The organism is Sphingomonas sp. BGYR3, assembly GCF_025153455.1.
Classification (GTDB): domain Bacteria; phylum Pseudomonadota; class Alphaproteobacteria; order Sphingomonadales; family Sphingomonadaceae; genus Sphingomonas.
This window is the reverse complement of record NZ_JANZNT010000001.1, coordinates 1,119,436-1,138,988: the sequence shown is the minus strand read 5'-3', so window position 1 is coordinate 1,138,988 and position 19,553 is coordinate 1,119,436. Positions and strand designations below refer to the sequence as shown.

Here is a 19,553-nt window from a genome sequence, read left to right as displayed (position 1 = left end):
GGCGATCGCTCAACCCGGTTTAGACCAGCCAGTGACCGAGGTGCCGCCGAACACGACTTGCTGGCGCATGGCCGGGGCGGACAGGGCGTACAGCATCGGCAGGTCGGGCAGGCTGGCAGCATCCAGCACCGCACGCTGTTCCGCAGGCAGTACCAGAGCGAGCGCGGCGATATTGTCGTGAAGCTGTGCCACCTTGCTGACCCCGAGCAGTGTGGTCACGACGCCGGGGCGGTTAATGACCCAGGCAAGCGCCACCCGCGCCATCGGCTCGCCCAGTTCGTCCGCCACACTGCGCAAGGCATCGACGATCCGCCAGTTGCGATCCGTGAACAGCATGTCGCCGAAGGGATTGGCCCCATCGAGCCGATTGCTGTATGCTCCCGGTCCCGCGCCCATGGTCAGGCCACCGGCGCGCGGCCCCGCTGCTTCCACTGACGCGCGCTCATATTTGCCGGTGAGCAGGCCATAGGCGAGCGGGCTCCACGGCATCATCGCCAGGCCGGTATCGCGGGCGAGCGGCAGATGCTCTGCCTCTACCTCGCGGCTGACCAGCGAATAGAAATATTGCAGCGCGATCGGGCCCGGAAGGGCATGGGCGGACGCCAGCGTGACCAGCCGCGCCACATACCAGGCGGGCGTGTTCGAGATGCCCCAATAGCGGATCTTGCCGAGGCGGACGAGCGTGGCCATCGTCTGCAGCAGGTCCTCCGCCGGGGTGACGCCGTCCCAGACATGCACCCAGTACAGGTCGATGCGGTCCGTGCGCAGGCGCCGGAGCGAGGCGTCGAGTGCGACATGAATGTGCTGTGCGCCGTTTCCACCGGCCAATGGCCCCTTGCCCATGGCGAAACCGGATTTGGTAGCCAGCACCAGATCGTTGCGGATGCCGCGTTCGGCGATCATCGCGCCGATCATCGTTTCGCCCTCGCCTCCGGCATAGACATTTGCGGTGTCGATCAGGTTGCCGCCCGCCGCGACATAGGCGTCGAACACGCCCTCCGCCGCTGGGCGGTCCATCCCCCATCGCCCGACGCCGAAGGTCATGGTGCCGAGTGCCAGCGGGCTGACCGCAAGACCGGAACGGCCGAGGGTGCGATAGTTGGTCAGGGTCATGATGCACGCTTTCATAGTGTTCGTTACAAAACGCCTGCCGTCCATTGCTGCATGGAGTCAATGATTCTATATCAGTCGCTATGGAAATAGTTCGGGACCGCCGCCGTACGGGACGACCGCGCGGCTTTGATCGCGACGGCGCGCTGGACGCGGCAATGCGGCTGTTCTGGGCGCATGGTTATGAGGCGACGTCGATCGCCATGCTGACCGCCGCCATGGGGATCACGCCGCCAAGCCTTTATGCCGCATTCGGCGACAAGCGGGCACTGTTCCGCGCGGCGGTCGACCGCTATCTGGGCGGCGGGGCCGATGCAATCGCAGCGGGCATCGCCGGTGCGCCCGATGCCCGGACGGCGGCGCGCGACTTGTTGATCTCGGCGGCGATAGGGGACACTGGCGCGGACACGCCGCCCGGTTGCCTGCTGGCCAGCTCGATCGTCAGCGCATCGCCCGAGGCCGCGACGGTGCGCGAAGAGCTGGCGGCGATGCGGCGGGCGATACAGGCGGCGCTTCGGATGCGGATCGAGCGCGATGTGACGGCGGGCGCGATCCCCGCCGATACCGATGCGGTTGCCGTTGCCGCCCATCTGTTTGCGGTGGTGCAGGGCATGTCCACGCTGGCAAAGGACGGGGCGGACCGGGCGACGTTGCTGGGCATCGTGGATCAGGCGATGCGAAGCTGGCCGGGCAGGGCGGAATAGAAAAACGCGCTGGACCGGCGGCGGCGATCCCGGCAGGGGGCGCGGGCGATTTCGGGGGGAACGGCATGAACGGCGGATTGGCGGGGGGCAGGCGACCGGCGGGGATGGGCCGCATCCTGTTCGCCAGCCTGACCGGAACGGCGGTCGAATTTTACGATTTCTATATCTATGCGACCGCCGCCGCGCTCGTTTTCGGCCCGCTGTTCTTTCCGGCCAGCGATCCTGCGGCGCAGTTGATGCTGAGCTATGCCAGTTTCGGTCTGGCGTTCCTGGCCCGGCCGCTGGGCGGCATTGTGTTCGGCCATTTCGGGGACCGGGTGGGGCGCAAATCCACGCTGGTCGCATCGCTGCTGCTGATGGGCGGATCGACGGTGCTGATCGGGTTCCTGCCCACCTATCAGATGGTCGGATGGGTGGCGCCGGCGCTGCTGTGCGTCCTGCGGTTTGGTCAGGGGCTGGGGCTGGGCGGCGAATGGGGCGGGGCCAGCCTGTTGGCGGTGGAAAATGCGCCGCGCGGCCAAACCTATCGCTGGGGGATGTTTCCGCCGCTGGGCGCGCCGGTGGGGTTCATCGCGGCCAACGGGTTTTTCCTGATCCTGGGCGCGATGCTGGACGATGCGGCGTTCCGCGACTGGGGCTGGCGGCTGCCCTTTATTGCGAGTTCGGTGCTGGTCATCCTGGGCCTTTGGGTGCGGCTCAGCCTGACCGAGACGCCGGCGTTCGCGGCGGCAGAGGCGCGGGGCGCGTTGCCCAAGGTGCCGATCGGCACGCTGTTGACGCAGCATCCGCGCGAAACGCTGGCCGCGACGGGGGCGACCATCGCCTGCTTTGCGCTGTTCTATCTGTCGACCGCCTTTGCGCTGGGCCATGCAACGGGCACGCTGGGCATGGACCGGGAACTGGTGCTGGCGATCCAGATTGCGGCCATCCTGTTCCTGGCGCTGGGCATCGTGGTGGCGTGCGTCGGCGCGGACCTGATCGGGCCGGAACGGATGCTGGCGGTCGGATTTGCGGGCGCGGTGCTGGCGGGGGTGCTGATGGGGCCGCTGCTTGGGCGGGCAAGCGTCGGGGGCGTGTTCCTGTGGCTGGCCATCGCGCTGTTCCTGATGGGGTTCGCCTATGGCCCGCTCGGCGCGTGGCTGCCATCGCTGTTCCCGGCGGGCGTGCGCTATACCGGCACGTCGATCGCGTTCAACGTGGGCGGCATCCTGGGCGGTGCGCTGGCCCCGGTTGCGGCCCAAGCGCTGGCGGCGGATGGCGGGATTGCGCGGGTTGGCGTGTATCTGATCGCGGCGGGGATCGTCAGCGCGGCGGGACTGGCGCTGGTGCCGCGGGCGATGCGGCGCTGACCCGGCGGCTTGTGCTGCGCCGCATGATTGCGGGGCGGCCGCGACAGGCATATCGTGGGTCCATGACGGGCTGGCTGTTCACCTTGCTGGCGATGATCGGGGGCGTGGGCGAGGATCGCCCGGCCCAGCCCATGCCCGCGCCGCCCGCCGCCACGACCCCCACTGGCGATGCCGCGCTGACCGAGGCGGAAGTGCTGGCCATCGGGTATCAGGAAACGCGGATGACCGTGCCGGTCGAGATTGCCGGGATCGGTCCCCATGCGTTCATGATCGACACCGGGTCGCAGCGCACGGTGATCGCCCGCCAGCTGGCCGAGCAGCTGCGGCTGACCGCCGGGCCGGTCATCAGCCTGACCGCGATGAGCGGGACCAGCCGGGTGCCGACGGTCACCATCCCCTCGTTGCGGCTGACCGAGCGCAGCCGGTCGAGCGCGATCACCGCGCCCGCGCTGGAGGCGCATCATGTCGGCGGCATGGGCCTGCTGGGCGTCGACGTGCTGCAGGGGCACCGCGTCGTCATCGATTTCGATGCCAACCAGATGCAGCTGATGCCGTCCAGCCGCCGCACGGCAACGCGCGCGCGGTCGGACGAAATCGTGGTGGAGGCGCGCAACAGGGCGGGCCAGCTGATCCTGACCGAAGCCTTTTATGGCGGTCATCGCGTCCGGGTCGTGGTGGATACCGGATCGTCCGTCACCATCGGCAACAGCGCGCTGCGCGCAATCGTCGCGCGCCGCGGCGGCAAGACGGTGCCGATGTCGCTGCTCAGCGTCACGGGGGGCCAGGTGACCGCCGATTACGGCTATGTCGACCGGCTGAAGCTGGGGGCGATGAGCTTCACCAACCTCCCCATGGCGTTTGTCGACGTGCCGCCGTTCGCACGCCTGGGCCTGGACAAGCGGCCCGCGATCATGCTGGGCATGGACGCGATCAGCAAGTTCCGGCGGATCGAGGTGGATTTCCCCAACCGGCAGGTGGTGTTCCGGATGCCGCGCGAAGTAGCGGCCGGGCCGCGCGGCATCGCCGACCGGTCGGCCATATAGGCTTGCCGACCGGGCGGGCGGCGGGCATAGCGGGTTCATGGTTCCCTTTTCGTTCGCAGGTCATGGCTTTGCCGCGCTGGCCGATGGCGCGCTGTACTGGCCGCGCCGCCGGGCGTTGATCGTGGCCGACCTGCATCTGGAAAAGGCGAGCTGGTTTGCGGCGCGGGGCCAGATGCTGCCCCCCTATGACAGCGCGGCGACGCTGGCCGCGCTGACCCGGGCGGTGGAGCGGACGGGGGCGCGCGAAATCTGGTGCCTGGGCGACAGTTTTCACGATAGCGCCGGGGTCGAGCGGTTGCCGGCAGAGGTGCGCAGCGGGCTGAAGCGGCTGATTGGGCCGCGCCGCTGGGTGTGGATCGCGGGCAATCACGACGGCGCGGTGACCGATGGCCTTGGCGGCGAGATCATGGACGAGGCGGTGGTCGACGGCCTGACCCTGCGGCACGAGGCGGTGCCGGGCGATCCGGTGCCTGAGCTGTCCGGGCATTTCCATCCCAAGTTCCGGGTGCAGGTGCGCGGGCGGCTGGTGTCGCGGCGCTGTTTCCTGACCAGCCCGACCAAGATCGTGCTGCCCGCGTTCGGCGCGCTGACCGGCGGGCTGGACGTGCGCCATCCGGAACTGGTGCGCGCGGTGGGCCGGGAGGCAGAGGCGCTGGTGGCGCTGGACAACCGGCTGCTGCGCTTTCCTGTGGCGGCGTAGGGGGCCGGGGCGGCCGGTTCAGGACAATGGCATCATGTCCGCCTATTGGGTGGGAAGACGAACGGTGGCTTTTGAGTGAGCAGGGCAGACAAGCGGACGTTTAATTGTCACACGCGCATGAGCTCCTAAACGAACATCCGGATCAGCAAGAGCCCAGCGATCACCCACGCGGCCATTCGCAACGAAGTAATCATCTTCAGCGTCTCTTGCGCTCGGCTGTCGCTCACGAACTCAAGTTGCGCTGGTCTATCGACCGGGCGACCGTCACCGTGGGTGGTGTCCGCCTTATCCGGTTCGTTGTCAGGATAGTCGTCCTCTAGGGCGAGATCAAACTTGGTCGCAAGGGATAGCTCCGCTTCCTCCACCTCGCCAAGGCGCGGTATCCGCACCGCATCGATCGCACCTTGAATCTCATGGTGCCGGTTGCGGGTGAGCACCTTGATTTTGTCGGTGGTGATCCTTGGTGACCAGTCGGCATAGAAGCCCTGCACCCCACCAAGGCTTAACGAGAGGCTGTCCACGGCTCGCGACGCGATCTGGCGCGCGATGTCATCGAACCGTTCGCGCTTCAGGTAAAAATAGAACACGATCGTGTCGGGCGAGGTCACGTCGCGGAAATCGACATCGGCGGTGTAGCTCACACCGCCCCATACGACGCACCGTTCACCCTTTCCGTCTGCTTCCTCAATCCGAAGATCGAAATGGGTGATGGTCCGATCGGTGCCCAACATGGAGTAGCGCGGGGCGTAGCGACCCTGCTCTGCCGGGTAGAGGGTAGCGGTGATGATCCGCTTGCTCTTGGCACCGGCCTCGTCAGCTGGCTGCGCGTACCGATCGCCGATCTGCGTATGCTCGCTTAGCGCGATCCCCTTGCCCTTGAAGTGCAGGGTCCACTGCCAAGGAATGTAGTCCCGCCCGACCTTCTCCCCGGCCTCATCGTGCTCGTTGAGGCACCACTTGTAGAGGTTCTTCAACTCCGACTGGTCGTTAAACCGGATAGTGCGGTCGAAATGATGTTCCAATGGTGCCCCCCCCCCCGGACTTATCTGGCGATGGTACGTGATGATCGCGGCCCGTGCCCGCCCGTTGTCTATTGGCCGGCCTGTCCCTGCCGGCCGTCGCCCTTGCCGCACTGGATGGGGGCGGGGCCGCTGATCCGGCATTCGGGGTTGCCGCCGATGGTGATGCTGCCAAGGCCCAGGCCGCTGACATCGGCGCGGTAGCGGGCTGTCATCTGGATCGTGCCGGTGCCTTCGGATCGCACCAGTGCCTCGTCCGCCACCAGGGTAAAGCCGGTGATGCTGCCGCCTGCGTTCGACAGGATGCGGGCGCGGCGCACAGTGCCGGCGAGCGTCATGGCGCCGGGGCCGATGACCGTGGCGTTGAGTTCGTCGGCATCAATGTCGCCGACCGACAGGCGGCCCGATCCATTGACGGCGACCTGAACCCGCGCCCCCTCAATCCGGTCGATGCTGAGCGTGCCTGCGCCGTTCAGGCTGGCCCCGGTCAGGGCGCGGGCGGACACCCGGATGATGGGGCCATCGGGCGCGGGTGCCGCCCCGCCGCGCCATGCGCCGTCCGCGCCGCGCACGGGGGAGACGATCAGCGTGCTGCCCTCTTGCCGCACCTGAACCCGTTCCAGCGCCGGACGGTCGCCGGTCAGCGTGGCGCCGGTGGTGCCGCCGCTGGTCACGTCCACCTGCCACGGGCCGTCGACGCGGATTTTGTCGAACCCGCTGAGCACCACGCGCCGTTCCAGCGATTGCGGTGCCGCCCCGATCAGCAGGGGCAGGGCGAAGAGCGGGATCAGGCGTTGCATGGCCATTGATCGCACCATCGCCGCGCTGCTGGCAAGCAGGATCGCACGTGCCCCGCCTGCTCCTATCGGCCGCAGCGGACGGTGCCCGATCCCCGCTTGTTGATGGTGCAGCGCGCATCGTCGCCCAGATCGGCATTGCCGGAGCCGAGGACGGAGACAGTCGCGGTGCCATTGACGTCGATGCGGACATCGCCCGACCCGGCGATGGAAACGCTTGCGGATGCGGCGCGCAGCTGTTCGGCGCGGATATCGCCGGAACCGGCAATGCTCGCCTCGACCGATCCGACCTCGCCCGCCACGGACAGCGTTCCCGAACCGGCGACGGCGAGCGTTGCCCGATCCCCGGCAAGGCGGCCGACGGTCAGGTTGCCGGAGCCGGCAAGATCGCCGGCAAAACCGGTATCGGCACGGTCGATGGTCATGTGCCCCGAACCGGCGAGCGAGGCGCCGGTGATCCGCGGCAGGACGATGGTGAGCCTGGCCTTGTCATCGCTGCCCCAGTTCCAGCCGGCGTCCTTTTTGCGGGCGATGACCAGCGTGCCGTCGCGATTGACCAGTTCAAGGCTGTCCAGCACCTTTTGCTGCCCGCGCGCCGTGACGCTGAAGGCGTCGCCGTGACGGACGTCGACGGTGTCCGACCCCTTCAGCGCGATGCGATCGAACCCGGCGACCGAAAAGCTGCGCGTGCCATCGGCATCGTCGGGAGGAGGGGTGCCGGTTGCGGGCGTGCAGGCGATGGCGGCAAGCGCCAGGGCAGTGAGGGTGGCAGAGCGCAGCATCGGGGTTTCCCCTTCCCATGTGTATTACGCGTATCATACACGTCGGCGGGAAAGCGGGCAAGCGCGCATCGGCCAGAACGAAACGGGGCGGCCCGTCGCCGGACCGCCCCGTTGCCATGTGACGAAAGGCGCTGCCGTCAGGCGGCGGCGTCTTCCTTGTCCTTATTGTAGATCGCGGCCGCAGCCTTCAGGATCTCGATCAGCTTCTTGAGCGCGGTCGGTTCGTCCACCTGCTCCATCGCAGCCAGTTCGCGCGCGAGGCGCGAGGCGGCGGCTTCGAAGATCTGCCGTTCCGAATAGCTCTGTTCCGGCTGGTCGTCGGCGCGATACAGGTCGCGGACCACTTCGGCGATGGAGACGAGATCGCCCGAATTGATCTTTGCCTCATATTCCTGCGCGCGGCGCGACCACATGGTGCGCTTGACCTTGGGCTTGCCCTTCAGCGTGTCGAGCGCTTCCTTGAGCGTCTTGTCGCTGGACAGTTTGCGCATGCCGACGCTTTCCGCCTTGTTGGTCGGAACGCGCAGGGTCATCTTTTCCTTTTCGAAGCGCAGCACATACAGCTCAAGCTGCATGCCCGCGATTTCCTGCTTCTGAAGTTCGATTACACGGCCCACGCCGTGCTTGGGGTAAACGACATAATCGCCGACGTCGAAGGACAGCGCCTTGGCAGCCATGTAGGAGGAACCTTTCCGTGAACTCGCGCCCCGAGGGGTTGCACGAACAACACTGGCCCGCTAACCGGGCTGGGTTGGTGCGACCGGGGGCATTATTGTCAACGTCTCCGCGGCGGGGGGCATCGAATCCACCCGTCTGGCCATTGTGTAACACGTTGGACACAGAAATGCCAGCGCGGCGCGCCGGGCCTGTCCATTTTATCCATTTTGGCACATGTTTCGCGCGTGGCACGACCATTTGCCCCGGCGCGAAACGGCCCCCGCCATTTGCATGGCGGAGGCCGTCATGGTGATCCGTGTCGAAGCGTCGGCGGTTTCGATCAGTCGCCGGCGCCGGGCTCTGGCGAGAAATACTTGTCGAACTTGCCCTCTTCGCCCTTGTGCTCATCGGCATCGGCAGGCGTCTGGCCGGCATTGTTGGTGACGTTGGGCCATTGCGCGGAATAGGTCGCGTTCAGCTCAAGCCATTGTTCAAGGCCGTTTTCCGTGTCGGGCAGGATCGCCTCTGCCGGACATTCGGGTTCGCACACGCCGCAGTCGATGCACTCGTTCGGGTTGATGACGAGCATGACCTCGCCCTCATAGAAACAGTCCACCGGGCAGACCTCGACGCAATCCATGTATTTGCATTTGATGCAGGCGTCGGTGACGACATAGGTCATTGGGGCGCAGGCTCCGTTCGTGTTGTGCGCACTTCTGCTATGCGGCGCTGTCCGGCGCGTCAACGGGGTTGGCATCGCCGGTGACAAGGTTTTCGTAGCAGCCAAGCGCTTCGGCAGGCGGGCCGCGCCGGTGGGGCAGGGCGGTGACGCGCACCACGCGCACCTGGCCGTGCAGCGGAAAGGCGATGATCGCGCCGACGCGGACGGCGGCATGGGCGCGGTCGATGCGCCGTCCGTCAAGGCGCAGGCGGCCGCCCTCTGCCAGCGTCTGGGCCAGGCTGCGCGATTTCGTCAGCCGCGCATACCACAGGAACCGGTCGAGCCGCATCGACGGCCCGTGATCGCCCGCCCGGTCAGCCATTCAGCATCAGCTCTGCCAGCCCGGAAAAGGCGTTGCCGGGGCGGGCGACGGGTTCGGTACGCTGACGGGGCGGGCGGCGGCGGCCATGCCAGACCCAGCCGGGTTCCTGCCCACGCCTGCGAAAGCCGAGCGCGGTCATCAACCGGTCCTGCGACGGGGCGGTCAGGCCGATCGAGGTGGCGAGCGCCATGGGCGGTTCGAACGGCTGATCCGCAGGAGCGGCAACGCGCGCGTCGTGGATGCCGCGCGCCAGCCGCTCGACAAGGTCGATGCGCACCGCCTGATCCCCGATGCGGCGAAAGCCGGGGGCGGCATTGCCCGATGCGGCGATCACCGTCGCACCGGCAGGGGCGGGTGCGGGCACCGGCGACCCCGACGCCTGAAACAGGGCATGGCGAAGGCGTGCGGCATGAGGCTTCAGCATCCGGGGATCGAACAGGTCGAGCGTGCCGATGGTGACCCCGGCGCGGCGAAGGGCATGGCGCGCCGGGCCGGGCAGTGTGTCCACCGCCGCCGCCAGGCCATCGCGCGGGGCGATGCCCAGGCCATCGAGCAGCGCGGCCGCCACGACGCGCACGCCCGGCGGCGCATCCATGGCGCTGGCCAGCGCGGCAAGCGGGGCAAGGCCGGGCAGATGCCGGTTCAGCTGATCCGCCAGCCAGCGGTCCAGCCTGCCCTGAACCAGATCGCGGGCGCGGGCGGGCAGGGCAGCGGTCGCCCGGTCCAGCCGGACGCGCGGGCGATGGGCGGCGGGGCCGGCGGCAAGCGCAGCGACCGGCACGTCGTTCCAGGCGATCCGGGGCTGACCCGTGCCGTCGTCGGTCAGCGAAAAGGCGGCGTCTGGCGATGCGGCCAGCGCATCGGCGCGTGCGGCAAGTTCGCCCGCCAGCCGCTTTTCAGCCGCCGCCAGCAGCATCCGCTTGTCCGACGCGCGCGCATCGGCCGCGACCTCGAACCGGAAGCCGCTGAGGCGGCCAAGCGGCTCGCCCTCCACACTCACTGCGCCATCGGCATCGACATCGACCGGCAGGGCGGCGGGATCGGCGCCGATCTGACGCAGCAGCACGCTGGTCCGCCGGTCGACAAAGCGTTGGGTCAGACAGGCGTGGAGCGCATCGGACAGGCGTTCCTCGATCGCGCGGGTCCGTTCTGCCCAATGGGCCGGGTTTTCCAGCCAGTCGGACCGGTGGGCGATATAGGCCCAGCTGCGCGCCGCGGCGATCCGCCCGGCGATGGTTTCGACATCGCCGCCCAGCCGGTCGAGCCGGTCGATTTCCTGCGCGAACCAGTCCTGCGGGATATGGCCCGTCCCTTCCGACAGGTGGCGGAACAGGCGGCCGACGAAGCGGGCATGGGGATCGGGGCCAAGCTTGCGGAAATCCGGCAGACCGCACGCGGCCCACAGGCGGCGGATCATGGCGGGATGGCGCGCGCGGTCCCGCACCCAGCCTTCGGCGGCCAGCCGCTTGAGCACGGCAAGGTCCACCGCCTCTGGTGCGGCGCGGAGCACGGGATCGGCGGGCCGTCGTTCAAGGCTGTCGATCAGCGCATCGATGCCGGAAAAATCGGGCGCGCCGTTGCGCCAATAGAGCTGTTCCAGCGGGGGCACGCGATGCCCCTCGATCGCCAGCACCTCTTCCGGTTGAAACGCCTCTGGCCCGTCCTCGTGCAGCGCGCCGAAGGTGCCGTCGCGCTGATGCCGACCGGCGCGCCCGGCGATCTGCGCCATTTCCGCCACGGTCAGGCGGCGGTGACGGCGGCCGTCGAATTTGTGCAGCGAGGCAAAGGCGACATGGCCGACATCCATATTGAGGCCCATGCCGATCGCATCGGTGGCGACCAGATAATCGACCTCGCCCGCCTGAAACATCGCGACCTGTGCATTGCGGGTGCTGGGCGACAGGGCGCCCATGACAACGGCGGCCCCGCCGCGCAGCCGCCGGAGTGCCTCTGCCACGGCATAGACCTCCTCTGCGCTGAACGCGACAATGGCGCTGCGCCGGGGCAGGCGGGACAGCTTTTTCGCGCCCGCATAGCTGAGCGTCGAAAAGCGGGGCCGGGTGATGATTTCGGCATCCGGGATCAGCGACCGGACCATCGGGCGCAGCGATTCCGACCCCAGGATCATGGTTTCGTCGCGCCCGCGCACGTTGAGCAGGCGGTCGGTAAACACATGGCCGCGTTCCGGATCGGCACCCAGCTGCGCCTCGTCCAGCGCGACGAAGCCCACGCTGCGGTCCGTCGGCATGGATTCGGCGGTGCACAGCAGCCAGCGGGCATCGGGGGGCAGGATTTTCTCCTCTCCCGTGATCAGCCCGACCTGGTTCGCGCCCTTGATTCGGACGACGCGGTCATAGACTTCGCGCGCCAGCAGGCGGAGCGGAAAGCCGATCATGCCGCTGGAATGGCCGCACATCCGCTCAATCGCCAGATGAGTCTTGCCCGTGTTGGTCGGCCCCAGCACGGCAGTGACCGGTCGATGCGCGAACTGGGCCATAGCCATGCCAAGATTGGCCATCGCGGTGCCCATGGCAACCGGCATTGCACGATTTAACCGATCGGTTGCCGGTTGCGCGTCCCGGTCGCCCGGCCAGCGGCACGGTTCGTCGCACGCGGAGCCATTACCGGGCCGGGTTAATTTGACTTTAGGACCTTTGCTTCACAGAAATCATGCCGGTCCAGCAACCGGAATGGGTTGCCGGATCAACGGGTTGGGGGTGCGGGTTTTTGTTCCTGCGGGGCGAGCATGAATGGTTGGACGGCGGCAGCGGCGCTCAGGGCGCTGCGGTGCCGGCCTTGCGCCTTCGCCGTCCGGCCTGGGTCGAGACGCTGACCGACCGCTTTCCCGATTTCGATCCCTTTCCTGACCTTGGTTCGCGCATCGGCAGCGGCGAATGGTATCGCGGCGCTGCAACCTGTGCCGGGATGCTGGCGCTGGCCTGGCTGTTGTCGCCGGGGTTCGAGCGGCCGATCCTGGGCCGTGCGCCCGCGCCGCTGACCGGCGATGCGCTGGATCAGGCGCGCAGCCAGGGCGTGACGGCGCTGGCGCTGGGCGCGAACAGCGGGACTCGCATGGGCGCGACCGCCGCCGCACGGCCGCTGAACGATACGCCCGAACGCCCGGTGATCGATGTCAGCGGAACGATGAGCGGGTCGTTCGAACGGTTCCTGACCCGGTCGGGCATGGCCGATGACGAGGCCGCGCGCGTGGCCGCCATGGTTGGCGATGCAGTGCCGCTGGACGCGATCCGGCCGGGCACCCGCATTGCGATGAAGCTGGGCCGCCGCCCGGAAAAGGATGCTGCCCGGCCGCTGGAGATGCTGGCATTTCGTGCGCGGTTCGATCTGGCGATCGACGTGAAGCGCACCGATGGCGGCGCGCTGGCGCTGAAGCGTATTCCCATCGCCATCGACAATACGCCGCTGCGCATCCGGGCACGGGTGGGCGGCAGCCTGTACCGCGCGGCGCGTGCCGCCGGTGCCCCGGCCCGCGCGGTCGAGGCGTATATCCGCGCGATGCGGCTGCGCCTGCCCATGTCGCGGATCGGCGCCAATGACCAGTTCGACCTGATCGTCGAGCGGCAGCGGGCGGAAACCGGCGAGGAACGGCTGGGCAAATTGCTCTATGCCGCGATCGATCAGGGCAACCGCCAGATCCAGCTGGTCCGGTGGGAACAGGGCGGGCGCACCGAATGGTTCGATGCCAAGGGCGTCGGCGAAAATCGCGGCGAGATGGCCCGGCCCGTGCCGGGCGCGGTGTCCAGCGGCTTTGGCGCGCGGTTCCACCCCGTGCTGCGGTATCGCCGCCAGCATAACGGACTGGATTTCAAGGCAAGTTATGGCACGCCGATCCGCGCGGCATCCAGCGGCGTCGTCGCCTATGCCGGCTGGCATGGCGGGCATGGCAAGTTCGTGAAGGTCAATCATGCCGGCAGCCTGGCCACCGGCTATGCCCATATGAGCCGCATCGCCGTCAGTTCCGGCACGCGGGTCAGCGCGGGGCAAGTCATCGGTTATGTCGGATCGACCGGCCTGTCGACCGGCCCGCACCTGCATTACGAGGTGTATCGCGGCGGCCGCCCGGTGAACCCGGCCAATTTCAAGTTCACCGTCCAGCAACAGCTGAGCGGCGGCGAACTGCGCCAGTTCCGCGCGATGCTGGCCCGGCTGATGGCCGTCCCTGCCGCGAATGGCGGGCGGGCCAAGTAAGCGGACCCAGTAAGCGGGCGACCTGAACGGACGCCGTCCTGCCTGAACCGGTTTCCGGAACGATCGTCGAGCGACGCGGGCTTAGCGGCCCTGTGAGCGCCAGCGTTTGATGGTGCGGGCGATGATATCCTCATCCCCGCCCGACTGACGCCAGAGGTCGGAGAAGACGGGGTCTTCCGATGCCGGCCGGCGATGTTCCTCAAGATTGTCGAACGCCACGCGCACCGGGGTCGATACGCCTTCGCCGCAGACGATGCATTCGCGGTTGCGCAGCGCCGGGATGGAATCGAGGAAGCCCCGCGCCCCTTCGGGCATGGCGGCGCGGACGAACGCCTGGTCGCGTTCGTTGTTCAGGCGCATCGAGATGATCGTGCCGACCTGTGACAGCACCCCTTCGGCAAGGTCCGACGGCCGCTGCGTGATCAGGCCCAGCGAGACGCCGTATTTGCGCCCTTCCTTGGCAATCCGGCTGAGGATGCGGCCGACCGAGCTGGCATCGGCGTGCCGTTCGTTCGGGATGTAGCGGTGCGCCTCTTCACACACGAGCAGGATCGGGCGCTGCGGTTCGTTGCGCGACCAGATGGCGAAATCGAACACCATGCGGGCAAGCACGGCCACCACGACCGAGGTGATTTCGTTGGGCACGCCCGACACGTCGATGATGGAAATCGGCTTGCCATCGCTGGGCAGGCGGAACATCCGGCCGATGAACTGCGCCATGCTGTCGCCGACCAGCATGCCGGAGAACATGAAGCCATAGCGCGGATCGGACTTGATCTCGTCCAGCTTGCCCTTGAGCCGCAGGAACGGCGCGGTGTCCGTCGCCTTGTCCATCTTGCCCATCTCGTTCTGGATGGCGGTCGACAGGTCGGACAGCAGATAGGGGATCGGCGCATCGACGGTCAGCTTGCCGACCTCTTGCGCAATCCGGTTCTTTGATTTGGCGGCGATCAGGCAGCGGGCGAGAATGTCGGCATCCACCTGTCGATCCGAACCGGTCGAGGTGAGCAGCACTTCGCAATGTTCGGCGAAGTTCATCAGCCAATAGGGCAGTTGAAGATTGCTGGCGTCGAACAGCGCACCGTTGGTCGAAAAGGCCGCGGAATATTCGCCGTGCGGGTCGATCATCACGATATGACCCTGGGGCGCCATGTCGCAGATGCGGTGCAGGATCAGCGCGGCGCTGGTCGATTTGCCGGTGCCGGTCGATCCCAGCAGCGCGAAATGCTTGCCCAGCAGCGCATCGACATAAAGCGCGGCGCGAATGTCGCGCGTGGGATGGACGGTGCCGATTTCGATATTGGGCCGATCCTCGGTCGCATAGATCTGCGACAGGTCGACCGTGGACACCGGATAGACCAGCGTGCCGGGTGCGGGATAGCGGGTGACGCCGCGACGGAACCGGAACAGCCGGCCGGTCAGCTTTTCCTCGTCCCCCTCGCCCAGAAAGTCGATCTGAGCCGACAGTTCATTATGTTCGGCATTGGTCAGGCGGGTGTTGCGGACGGTGGCGACCAGCCAGACCGATCCGGCGCGCAGCTTGATCTGGCTGCCGATCTGTCCGGCATGGGCCAGGCCGCTGTCGGCGTTGCCGGACAGGGCGGCCAGGGCATTGCCGTCGAGCACGATTTCGCCCGAGCCGCCGGAAACCGAGGTGAGCATCCCGACCGGTTGAGCCACCGCGGCAACCGCGCCGGCCGCACCGCCCGCTGTCACCGCCGGTTCAAATCCGCGCGCACCCTGCATGTCCGCCATTCGTTCCAACCCCACCCCATTGACCCTGCGCCTTTTGCAGAACAGGCGTAAAGATATGGTTGTCGGACGATAACCGGATGCTCACCCTGTGCGGATGCGCTGCCACAACTGGCCCGCCAGCCAGCCCAGCCCGAGCGAAAGGGCGACCGCGACGATCCCGTACAGGAACGACCATTGATCGGCGGCGGCAGCAACGAAGCGTTCAAAGCCGGATTTGCGGATTTCGATGTCCCGGACCGCAGCCGCCAGCACGCGGCCATCGCGGATCAGCAGCGTTTCGGCGGTAAACCGGCCGACCGGCACGCGGGCAGGGATGGCGAGGCGGGCGCGATAGAGCACGTCCTCGGTGATTTCTACCGCGCCCGGCGCCTCGTAATAGAGGCCGGCCCGACGCTTCAGATCGACCAAGCCATCGGCAAAGCGGCGCTGCTCCTGCGGCGTGGCAGCGGTGATCGGGGACAGTTGCAGGCTGTCGAGGCCCAGTTCGTAAATCGCGCGGGTGCGCTCATCCACCACTTCGTCGATCGGGCGTGACGAGGCGATGGCGTAAAAGGATGGGGCGGATCGGTAGCGTGCGCTGTCCGCATTGACCCAGATGCCGGCGACCTTTCGCTTTTCGCGCAGGCGGATGCTTTCGGTCGGCCCCTTGACCACCACGACGATGTCCGCCGGTTCGTCCCCGCCGGGCACGCGGCCGCCGGGATAGAGGATCGCCCCGAACAGCAGCAGTTCCGCCCCGGTAAAGCTGTACACGATTTCGATATCGCGCTGCGACACGTCGGGCACCAGCACCGGCTTTGCCGCGCCCAGCGTCAGCGGCAGGGCGAGGGCAAGCAACACGGGGCGCAGCCAGCGGGCCATCGTCAGCCAAGCTCGATCGAATAGATCTCGTCCGGCCGCCATGCGAGGCCGAGCAGCATCCGCGCCCCCACCGCCAGCACCAGGATGGCAAGCAACAGGCGGAGATATTCAGGCTGGACCCGCTGGGCCAGCCGTGCGCCGATCTGTGCCCCGCTGACCGATCCGATCAGCAACAGGGCGGCCAGCACGATGTCCACCGCCTTGGTCGTCAGGGCGTGGACCATGGTGGCGGCCGCCGTGACGAACAGGATCTGAAACAGCGACGTGCCGACAACGACGCGCGTGCTCATGCCCAAAAGATAGATCATCGCCGGCACCAGCACGAAGCCGCCGCCGACGCCCAGCAGCATCGTCAGGATGCCGACCGCGATCCCCAGGACAAGCGGCGCGATGGGCGAGATGTACAGGCCCGACCGGTAGAAGCGCCAGCGAAAGGGCAGCGCGGCGATCAGCGGCCAGTGCCGTTTGCGCAGCGGCTGGGGCGTGCCCGACCGCGCGGCATTGAGCGAGGCGAGCGATTCCCGCAGCATCAGCCCGCCGATCGATCCGAGCAGCAGGACATAGAGGATGTTGATGACCGTATCGATCTGGCCCGTGCCGCGCAGCCAGTCGAACAGCACGGCGCCGATCAGCGATCCGACCACGCCGCCCAGCACAAGGACGCCGCCCATCTGAAGGTCGACGCCGTCGCGCCGCATATGCGCGATGACGCCGGAAACGCTGGCGCCGGTCACCTGGCTTGCGGCAGAGGCGGCGGCGACCGTGGGCGGGATGCCATAGAAGATTAGCAGCGGCGTTGTCAGGAACCCGCCGCCCACGCCGAACATCCCGGCCAGCAGGCCGACCGCGCCGCCCAGCAGCACGATGACCAGCGCATTGACCGACAGGTTGGCGATGGGAAGGTAAAGGTCCATGTCCGACGACCGATAGCGCGATCACCGGGCAGGAAAAAGGCGCGATGGTGGCGTTCGCCGCTTTCCGCCGCAGGGCCGCTGCCCGCTAGAAGTCGAAACCGACGGTCAGGGCAGGGCCGCTGTCGGGGGCGGCATCGCCCGCAACGCGTTGCCGCCAGTCGAGCGAGACGCGCACCGGCTGTTGCCCGAGGCGCATGGTCGCGACCGCGCTGGGGCCGATATCCAGCCGCGCGGCATCGCGCTGAGCGCCGCCCCACACCCCGCCGCCAAGCGAAATGCCGCCCCCCACGGGACGCAGCGCACGGGCCGCGCCATCGGCATAGGGCTGAATCCGGTCGCGGACGAGTGCGCCGCCCTGGCCATAGAGTTCGACCGAAACGCCGCCGCCGATCGGGCTTGGCCCCATGCCCATCACGGCACCCGCGCCAACGGCGGTCCCGGCCCCGCCGTCAATTGCGTCGCGGCGCTCGGCAATCAGGGTGATCGGCGCGCGCACCGGCCGCCATTCGATGCCGGTGACCAGTTCGCGACCGGTTGTCGCCAGCGGCAGGTTGACGCCCGCCATCGCGGTCAGGGCGGGGCCGGCGACCGGATAGCGCAGCCGCGCGCCGGCCTGTGCCCCGCCAAGCTGCCCCTGACCGGCGACCGTGCTGCCAGCGCCGCCGCGCGCCACCAGCCAGGCCGAACCCGAAAGGCCGCCGGGCCGCGGGGCAAGTGCACCGGCATCGGGTATCAGCCGCGGGCTGATTTCCGGGACGACGAGATGGATGGGGTCGAGCAGGGCGATGGCGGCACTCGCCATGCGGATGCGGCCCGGTTCTGCTGCGTGCGCCGGGGCGTGGATGGCGAGCAGGCCGGGGACGGAGCCGATTGCGGGCGGCTGTCGCAGCGGGCCGATCCGGGGGGCGGGCGCGGGCGGGGCGAGGCGGGGCAACGCGGCCTCAGCCGCTGCAGGTCCGGGCAGGGCGGCGATCAGGTCCGTCTGCGCCACCAGCCGTTCCATCATCGCGCCGCCCGGCACGCCCTGCCGGATCGCATCGGGCAGATCGCCCGTTTGCGACCAGAGGACGAGCACGCGCAGCGAGACCCAGCCCGTCAGGACAAGGCCCGCAAAGCGCAGCGGGCGACCGGCTGCCTGGCCCAGGCTCATCGCGTGGCGCGATCCGGGGCGACGGGGAAGTGGTGCGCCGTCTTGTCCCAGTGCAGGCGCGCGCCGCGCAGCAACCGGAAATAGGCGAACAGCGCCCGCCGGGTGGCGAGCAGCGCGATGAAATTGCCGACAATCGCGCGCGGGGCGGACAACAGCGCCTGTCCCCAGCCATAATGGGCGCGTACGTGGAGCGCGCGGACGATCAGCCGCCAGCCGAGCAGCACGGCATTGATCGGCATCAGCCAGGCGATCCAGGGATCGGTTGCAGGCACCGGCACCCCGGCCAGCCAGTGGCCGACGCGCCCCATGCCCCATCCGAGCAGCGCCAGATAGGCCGCAGCCAGGACCATCACGGCGATCAGCGTGCGCCGGTCGCGCATCCGCATCCAGTGATCCTGCCACTGCCGTGCGCGGCTCCACCCCGTCCGGTCCCACCCGGCCAGCGCGATGCCGGTGATCCAGCGCGCCTTTTGCCGGACGGCCGCGTCGATGGTGTCGGGGAAATAGGCGCGGACGGCGACCAGCGGACCGCCGGGCCGCTCTGCCATGCGGACCAGCGCGCCGCGACCGCCCAGCCGGTGGATGGCAAGGCCCAGTTCGTAATCCTCGGTCAGGCTGTCCTCATCGAACGGCTTGCCGCCGCGCGCAGTGGCGATGGCCACCAGCATGGAAAAGCGGATCGCACAGCCCACGCCCGCCAGCGGCAACCCGGCACCCAGCCGTTCGCGCACGGGCAGCGACTTCAGATGCGCCTCGGAAAACTCGTCCGCATAATGGCCGGATACGAAGGGCGACGTCGGATGAACCAGCGGCAGCACCGGAATCTGGACCACATCGTACCGGCCGATGTGATGGGCATAGACGGCCAGTTCGCCGGGATGCACCCAATCCTCTGCATCATGCAGCACGATCAGGCCGGCCGGATCGTTCCCCGCCGCCTGATCGGCAAGCAGCGCGGCCCATAGCTGATTAAGGCAATGCGCCTTGGTCGTCGGACCCGGACGATCGACGACCACCGGGCGGACGCGAAGGTCGGTGCGGGCGATCGCGGTGACCGCGCCCATGGTGGCCGGATCGTTGGGATAGACGCCGACATAGATGCGATAGCGCGATTGATCGAACCGGGCGAGCGCGCCCGACAGCATCGGGCCGATCACCTGCGATTCGTCCCAGGCGGGCACGAACACCGCGATCATGGACGGATCGGCGGGTACCGGCAGTTGCGACAGGGCGATGCGCGGGCGGCGCGGACCAGATATCCGGTCGCGCAGCAGATGCCAGCCATGGATAAGGTCGATGGACAGATCGTCGATCCCGCCGATCAGAAACCCGATCGCGGCGAATAACAGCATCTCATGCGTCAACGCATCGACCAGACCGAGCAGGAAGATCATCAATCGCCACACCCCCCAACCTGCGCGATTTACGTAGTTCAATGTTCACCGATAAATGACGAATGT

18 protein-coding genes are annotated in these 19,553 nt (G+C 67.9%); 5 read left to right on the top strand and 13 right to left on the bottom strand.

The genetic code is table 11. The annotated features are described in order from the left end of the window. Positions 1-9 precede the first annotated feature (9 nt). Positions 10-1,113, bottom strand: a complete 1,104-nt coding sequence (locus NYR55_RS05140; protein WP_260020143.1) for an aldo/keto reductase — start codon at positions 1,111-1,113, stop codon at positions 10-12. Between the two features lie 80 nt (positions 1,114-1,193). Between NYR55_RS05140 and NYR55_RS05135 the strand changes: the two genes are divergently transcribed. From NYR55_RS05135 to pdeM, 4 genes are all read left to right on the top strand, one after another. Next, positions 1,194-1,814 (top strand): TetR/AcrR family transcriptional regulator, encoded by a 621-nt coding sequence (locus tag NYR55_RS05135; RefSeq protein WP_260020142.1) that lies wholly within the window; start codon positions 1,194-1,196, stop codon positions 1,812-1,814. A gap of 65 nt (positions 1,815-1,879) precedes the next feature. Beyond that, positions 1,880-3,163, top strand: coding sequence for an MFS transporter (locus NYR55_RS05130; protein ID WP_260020141.1), 1,284 nt, complete (start codon positions 1,880-1,882; stop codon positions 3,161-3,163). Positions 3,164-3,225: 62 nt separating this feature from the next. After that, positions 3,226-4,206 (top strand): retroviral-like aspartic protease family protein, encoded by a 981-nt coding sequence (locus NYR55_RS05125; protein ID WP_260020140.1) that lies wholly within the window; start codon positions 3,226-3,228, stop codon positions 4,204-4,206. Positions 4,207-4,243: 37 nt separating this feature from the next. Then, positions 4,244-4,906 (top strand): ligase-associated DNA damage response endonuclease PdeM, encoded by a 663-nt coding sequence (gene pdeM, locus NYR55_RS05120; RefSeq protein WP_260020139.1) that lies wholly within the window; start codon positions 4,244-4,246, stop codon positions 4,904-4,906. 125 nt (positions 4,907-5,031) lie between these two features. Here pdeM and NYR55_RS05115 read toward each other — a convergent pair whose 3' ends face one another. The 7 genes from NYR55_RS05115 to NYR55_RS05085 form a co-directional block, all read right to left on the bottom strand. Then, positions 5,032-5,928 (bottom strand): hypothetical protein, encoded by an 897-nt coding sequence (locus NYR55_RS05115; protein ID WP_260020138.1) that lies wholly within the window; start codon positions 5,926-5,928, stop codon positions 5,032-5,034. A gap of 68 nt (positions 5,929-5,996) precedes the next feature. Then, positions 5,997-6,725, bottom strand: coding sequence for a DUF2807 domain-containing protein (locus NYR55_RS05110; RefSeq protein WP_260020137.1), 729 nt, complete (start codon positions 6,723-6,725; stop codon positions 5,997-5,999). Positions 6,726-6,787: 62 nt separating this feature from the next. Continuing rightward, the gene (locus NYR55_RS05105) at positions 6,788-7,504 is read right to left on the bottom strand and encodes a head GIN domain-containing protein (RefSeq protein WP_260020136.1); all 717 of its coding nucleotides are present in this window, start codon (positions 7,502-7,504) and stop codon (positions 6,788-6,790) included. A 137-nt stretch (positions 7,505-7,641) separates the two neighbouring features. After that, complete coding sequence (locus NYR55_RS05100) at positions 7,642-8,181, bottom strand: CarD family transcriptional regulator (protein WP_260020135.1); 540 nt, start codon at positions 8,179-8,181, stop codon at positions 7,642-7,644. 320 nt (positions 8,182-8,501) lie between these two features. After that, positions 8,502-8,843 carry a ferredoxin FdxA gene (gene fdxA, locus NYR55_RS05095; RefSeq protein WP_260020134.1) on the bottom strand — a complete coding sequence of 114 codons (342 nt, stop codon included), beginning with the start codon at positions 8,841-8,843 and terminating at the stop codon, positions 8,502-8,504. Positions 8,844-8,880: 37 nt separating this feature from the next. Beyond that, complete coding sequence (locus tag NYR55_RS05090) at positions 8,881-9,204, bottom strand: RNA-binding S4 domain-containing protein (RefSeq protein WP_260020133.1); 324 nt, start codon at positions 9,202-9,204, stop codon at positions 8,881-8,883. Continuing rightward, on the bottom strand, positions 9,197-11,701 hold the full coding sequence (locus NYR55_RS05085; RefSeq protein ID WP_260021564.1) for a helicase-related protein: 2,505 nt from the start codon (positions 11,699-11,701) through the stop codon (positions 9,197-9,199). The genes NYR55_RS05090 and NYR55_RS05085 overlap by 8 nt, the downstream gene beginning before the upstream one ends. 290 nt (positions 11,702-11,991) lie before the next feature. Between NYR55_RS05085 and NYR55_RS05080 the strand changes: the two genes are divergently transcribed. Next, positions 11,992-13,413, top strand: a complete 1,422-nt coding sequence (locus NYR55_RS05080) for a M23 family metallopeptidase (RefSeq protein ID WP_260020132.1) — start codon at positions 11,992-11,994, stop codon at positions 13,411-13,413. Between the two features lie 81 nt (positions 13,414-13,494). Here NYR55_RS05080 and NYR55_RS05075 read toward each other — a convergent pair whose 3' ends face one another. The 5 genes from NYR55_RS05075 to NYR55_RS05055 all read right to left on the bottom strand — a co-directional run bounded on the left by NYR55_RS05075 (position 13,495) and on the right by NYR55_RS05055 (position 19,487). Further along, positions 13,495-15,075: a DUF87 domain-containing protein gene (locus NYR55_RS05075; RefSeq protein WP_260021563.1), complete on the bottom strand. Its 1,581-nt coding sequence runs from the start codon at positions 15,073-15,075 to the stop codon at positions 13,495-13,497. Between the two features lie 174 nt (positions 15,076-15,249). After that, the gene (locus tag NYR55_RS05070; protein ID WP_260020131.1) at positions 15,250-16,029 is read right to left on the bottom strand and encodes a TIGR02186 family protein; all 780 of its coding nucleotides are present in this window, start codon (positions 16,027-16,029) and stop codon (positions 15,250-15,252) included. Positions 16,030-16,031: 2 nt separating this feature from the next. Further along, complete coding sequence (locus NYR55_RS05065) at positions 16,032-16,943, bottom strand: sulfite exporter TauE/SafE family protein (RefSeq protein ID WP_260020130.1); 912 nt, start codon at positions 16,941-16,943, stop codon at positions 16,032-16,034. Between the two features lie 85 nt (positions 16,944-17,028). Beyond that, on the bottom strand, positions 17,029-18,093 hold the full coding sequence (locus tag NYR55_RS05060; RefSeq protein ID WP_260020129.1) for a hypothetical protein: 1,065 nt from the start codon (positions 18,091-18,093) through the stop codon (positions 17,029-17,031). Next, entirely contained in the window at positions 18,090-19,487 is a 1,398-nt protein-coding gene (locus tag NYR55_RS05055) for a glycosyl transferase family protein (RefSeq protein ID WP_260020128.1), read from the bottom strand. The genes NYR55_RS05060 and NYR55_RS05055 overlap by 4 nt, the downstream gene beginning before the upstream one ends. Positions 19,488-19,553: the final 66 nt, after the last annotated feature.

Excerpts from the sequence above, each read along its gene's own strand:
- NYR55_RS05090 (WP_260020133.1), bottom strand. The coding sequence starts at position 9,204 with ATGGCTGACCGGGCGGGCGATCACGGGCCGTCGATGCGGCTCGACCGG.
- pdeM (WP_260020139.1), top strand. The coding sequence starts at position 4,244 with ATGGTTCCCTTTTCGTTCGCAGGTCATGGCTTTGCCGCGCTGGCCGAT.
- fdxA (WP_260020134.1), bottom strand. The coding sequence starts at position 8,843 with ATGACCTATGTCGTCACCGACGCCTGCATCAAATGCAAATACATGGAT.
- NYR55_RS05065 (WP_260020130.1), bottom strand. The coding sequence starts at position 16,943 with ATGGACCTTTACCTTCCCATCGCCAACCTGTCGGTCAATGCGCTGGTC.
- NYR55_RS05075 (WP_260021563.1), bottom strand. The coding sequence starts at position 15,075 with ATGCTCACCTCGGTTTCCGGCGGCTCGGGCGAAATCGTGCTCGACGGC.
- NYR55_RS05105 (WP_260020136.1), bottom strand. The coding sequence starts at position 7,504 with ATGCTGCGCTCTGCCACCCTCACTGCCCTGGCGCTTGCCGCCATCGCC.
- NYR55_RS05140 (WP_260020143.1), bottom strand. The coding sequence starts at position 1,113 with ATGACCCTGACCAACTATCGCACCCTCGGCCGTTCCGGTCTTGCGGTC.
- NYR55_RS05085 (WP_260021564.1), bottom strand. The coding sequence starts at position 11,701 with ATGGCCCAGTTCGCGCATCGACCGGTCACTGCCGTGCTGGGGCCGACC.
- NYR55_RS05135 (WP_260020142.1), top strand. The coding sequence starts at position 1,194 with ATGGAAATAGTTCGGGACCGCCGCCGTACGGGACGACCGCGCGGCTTT.
- NYR55_RS05110 (WP_260020137.1), bottom strand. The coding sequence starts at position 6,725 with ATGCAACGCCTGATCCCGCTCTTCGCCCTGCCCCTGCTGATCGGGGCG.
- NYR55_RS05070 (WP_260020131.1), bottom strand. The coding sequence starts at position 16,029 with ATGGCCCGCTGGCTGCGCCCCGTGTTGCTTGCCCTCGCCCTGCCGCTG.
- NYR55_RS05100 (WP_260020135.1), bottom strand. The coding sequence starts at position 8,181 with ATGGCTGCCAAGGCGCTGTCCTTCGACGTCGGCGATTATGTCGTTTAC.
- NYR55_RS05060 (WP_260020129.1), bottom strand. The coding sequence starts at position 18,093 with ATGAGCCTGGGCCAGGCAGCCGGTCGCCCGCTGCGCTTTGCGGGCCTT.
- NYR55_RS05130 (WP_260020141.1), top strand. The coding sequence starts at position 1,880 with ATGAACGGCGGATTGGCGGGGGGCAGGCGACCGGCGGGGATGGGCCGC.
- NYR55_RS05125 (WP_260020140.1), top strand. The coding sequence starts at position 3,226 with ATGACGGGCTGGCTGTTCACCTTGCTGGCGATGATCGGGGGCGTGGGC.
- NYR55_RS05055 (WP_260020128.1), bottom strand. The coding sequence starts at position 19,487 with ATGATCTTCCTGCTCGGTCTGGTCGATGCGTTGACGCATGAGATGCTG.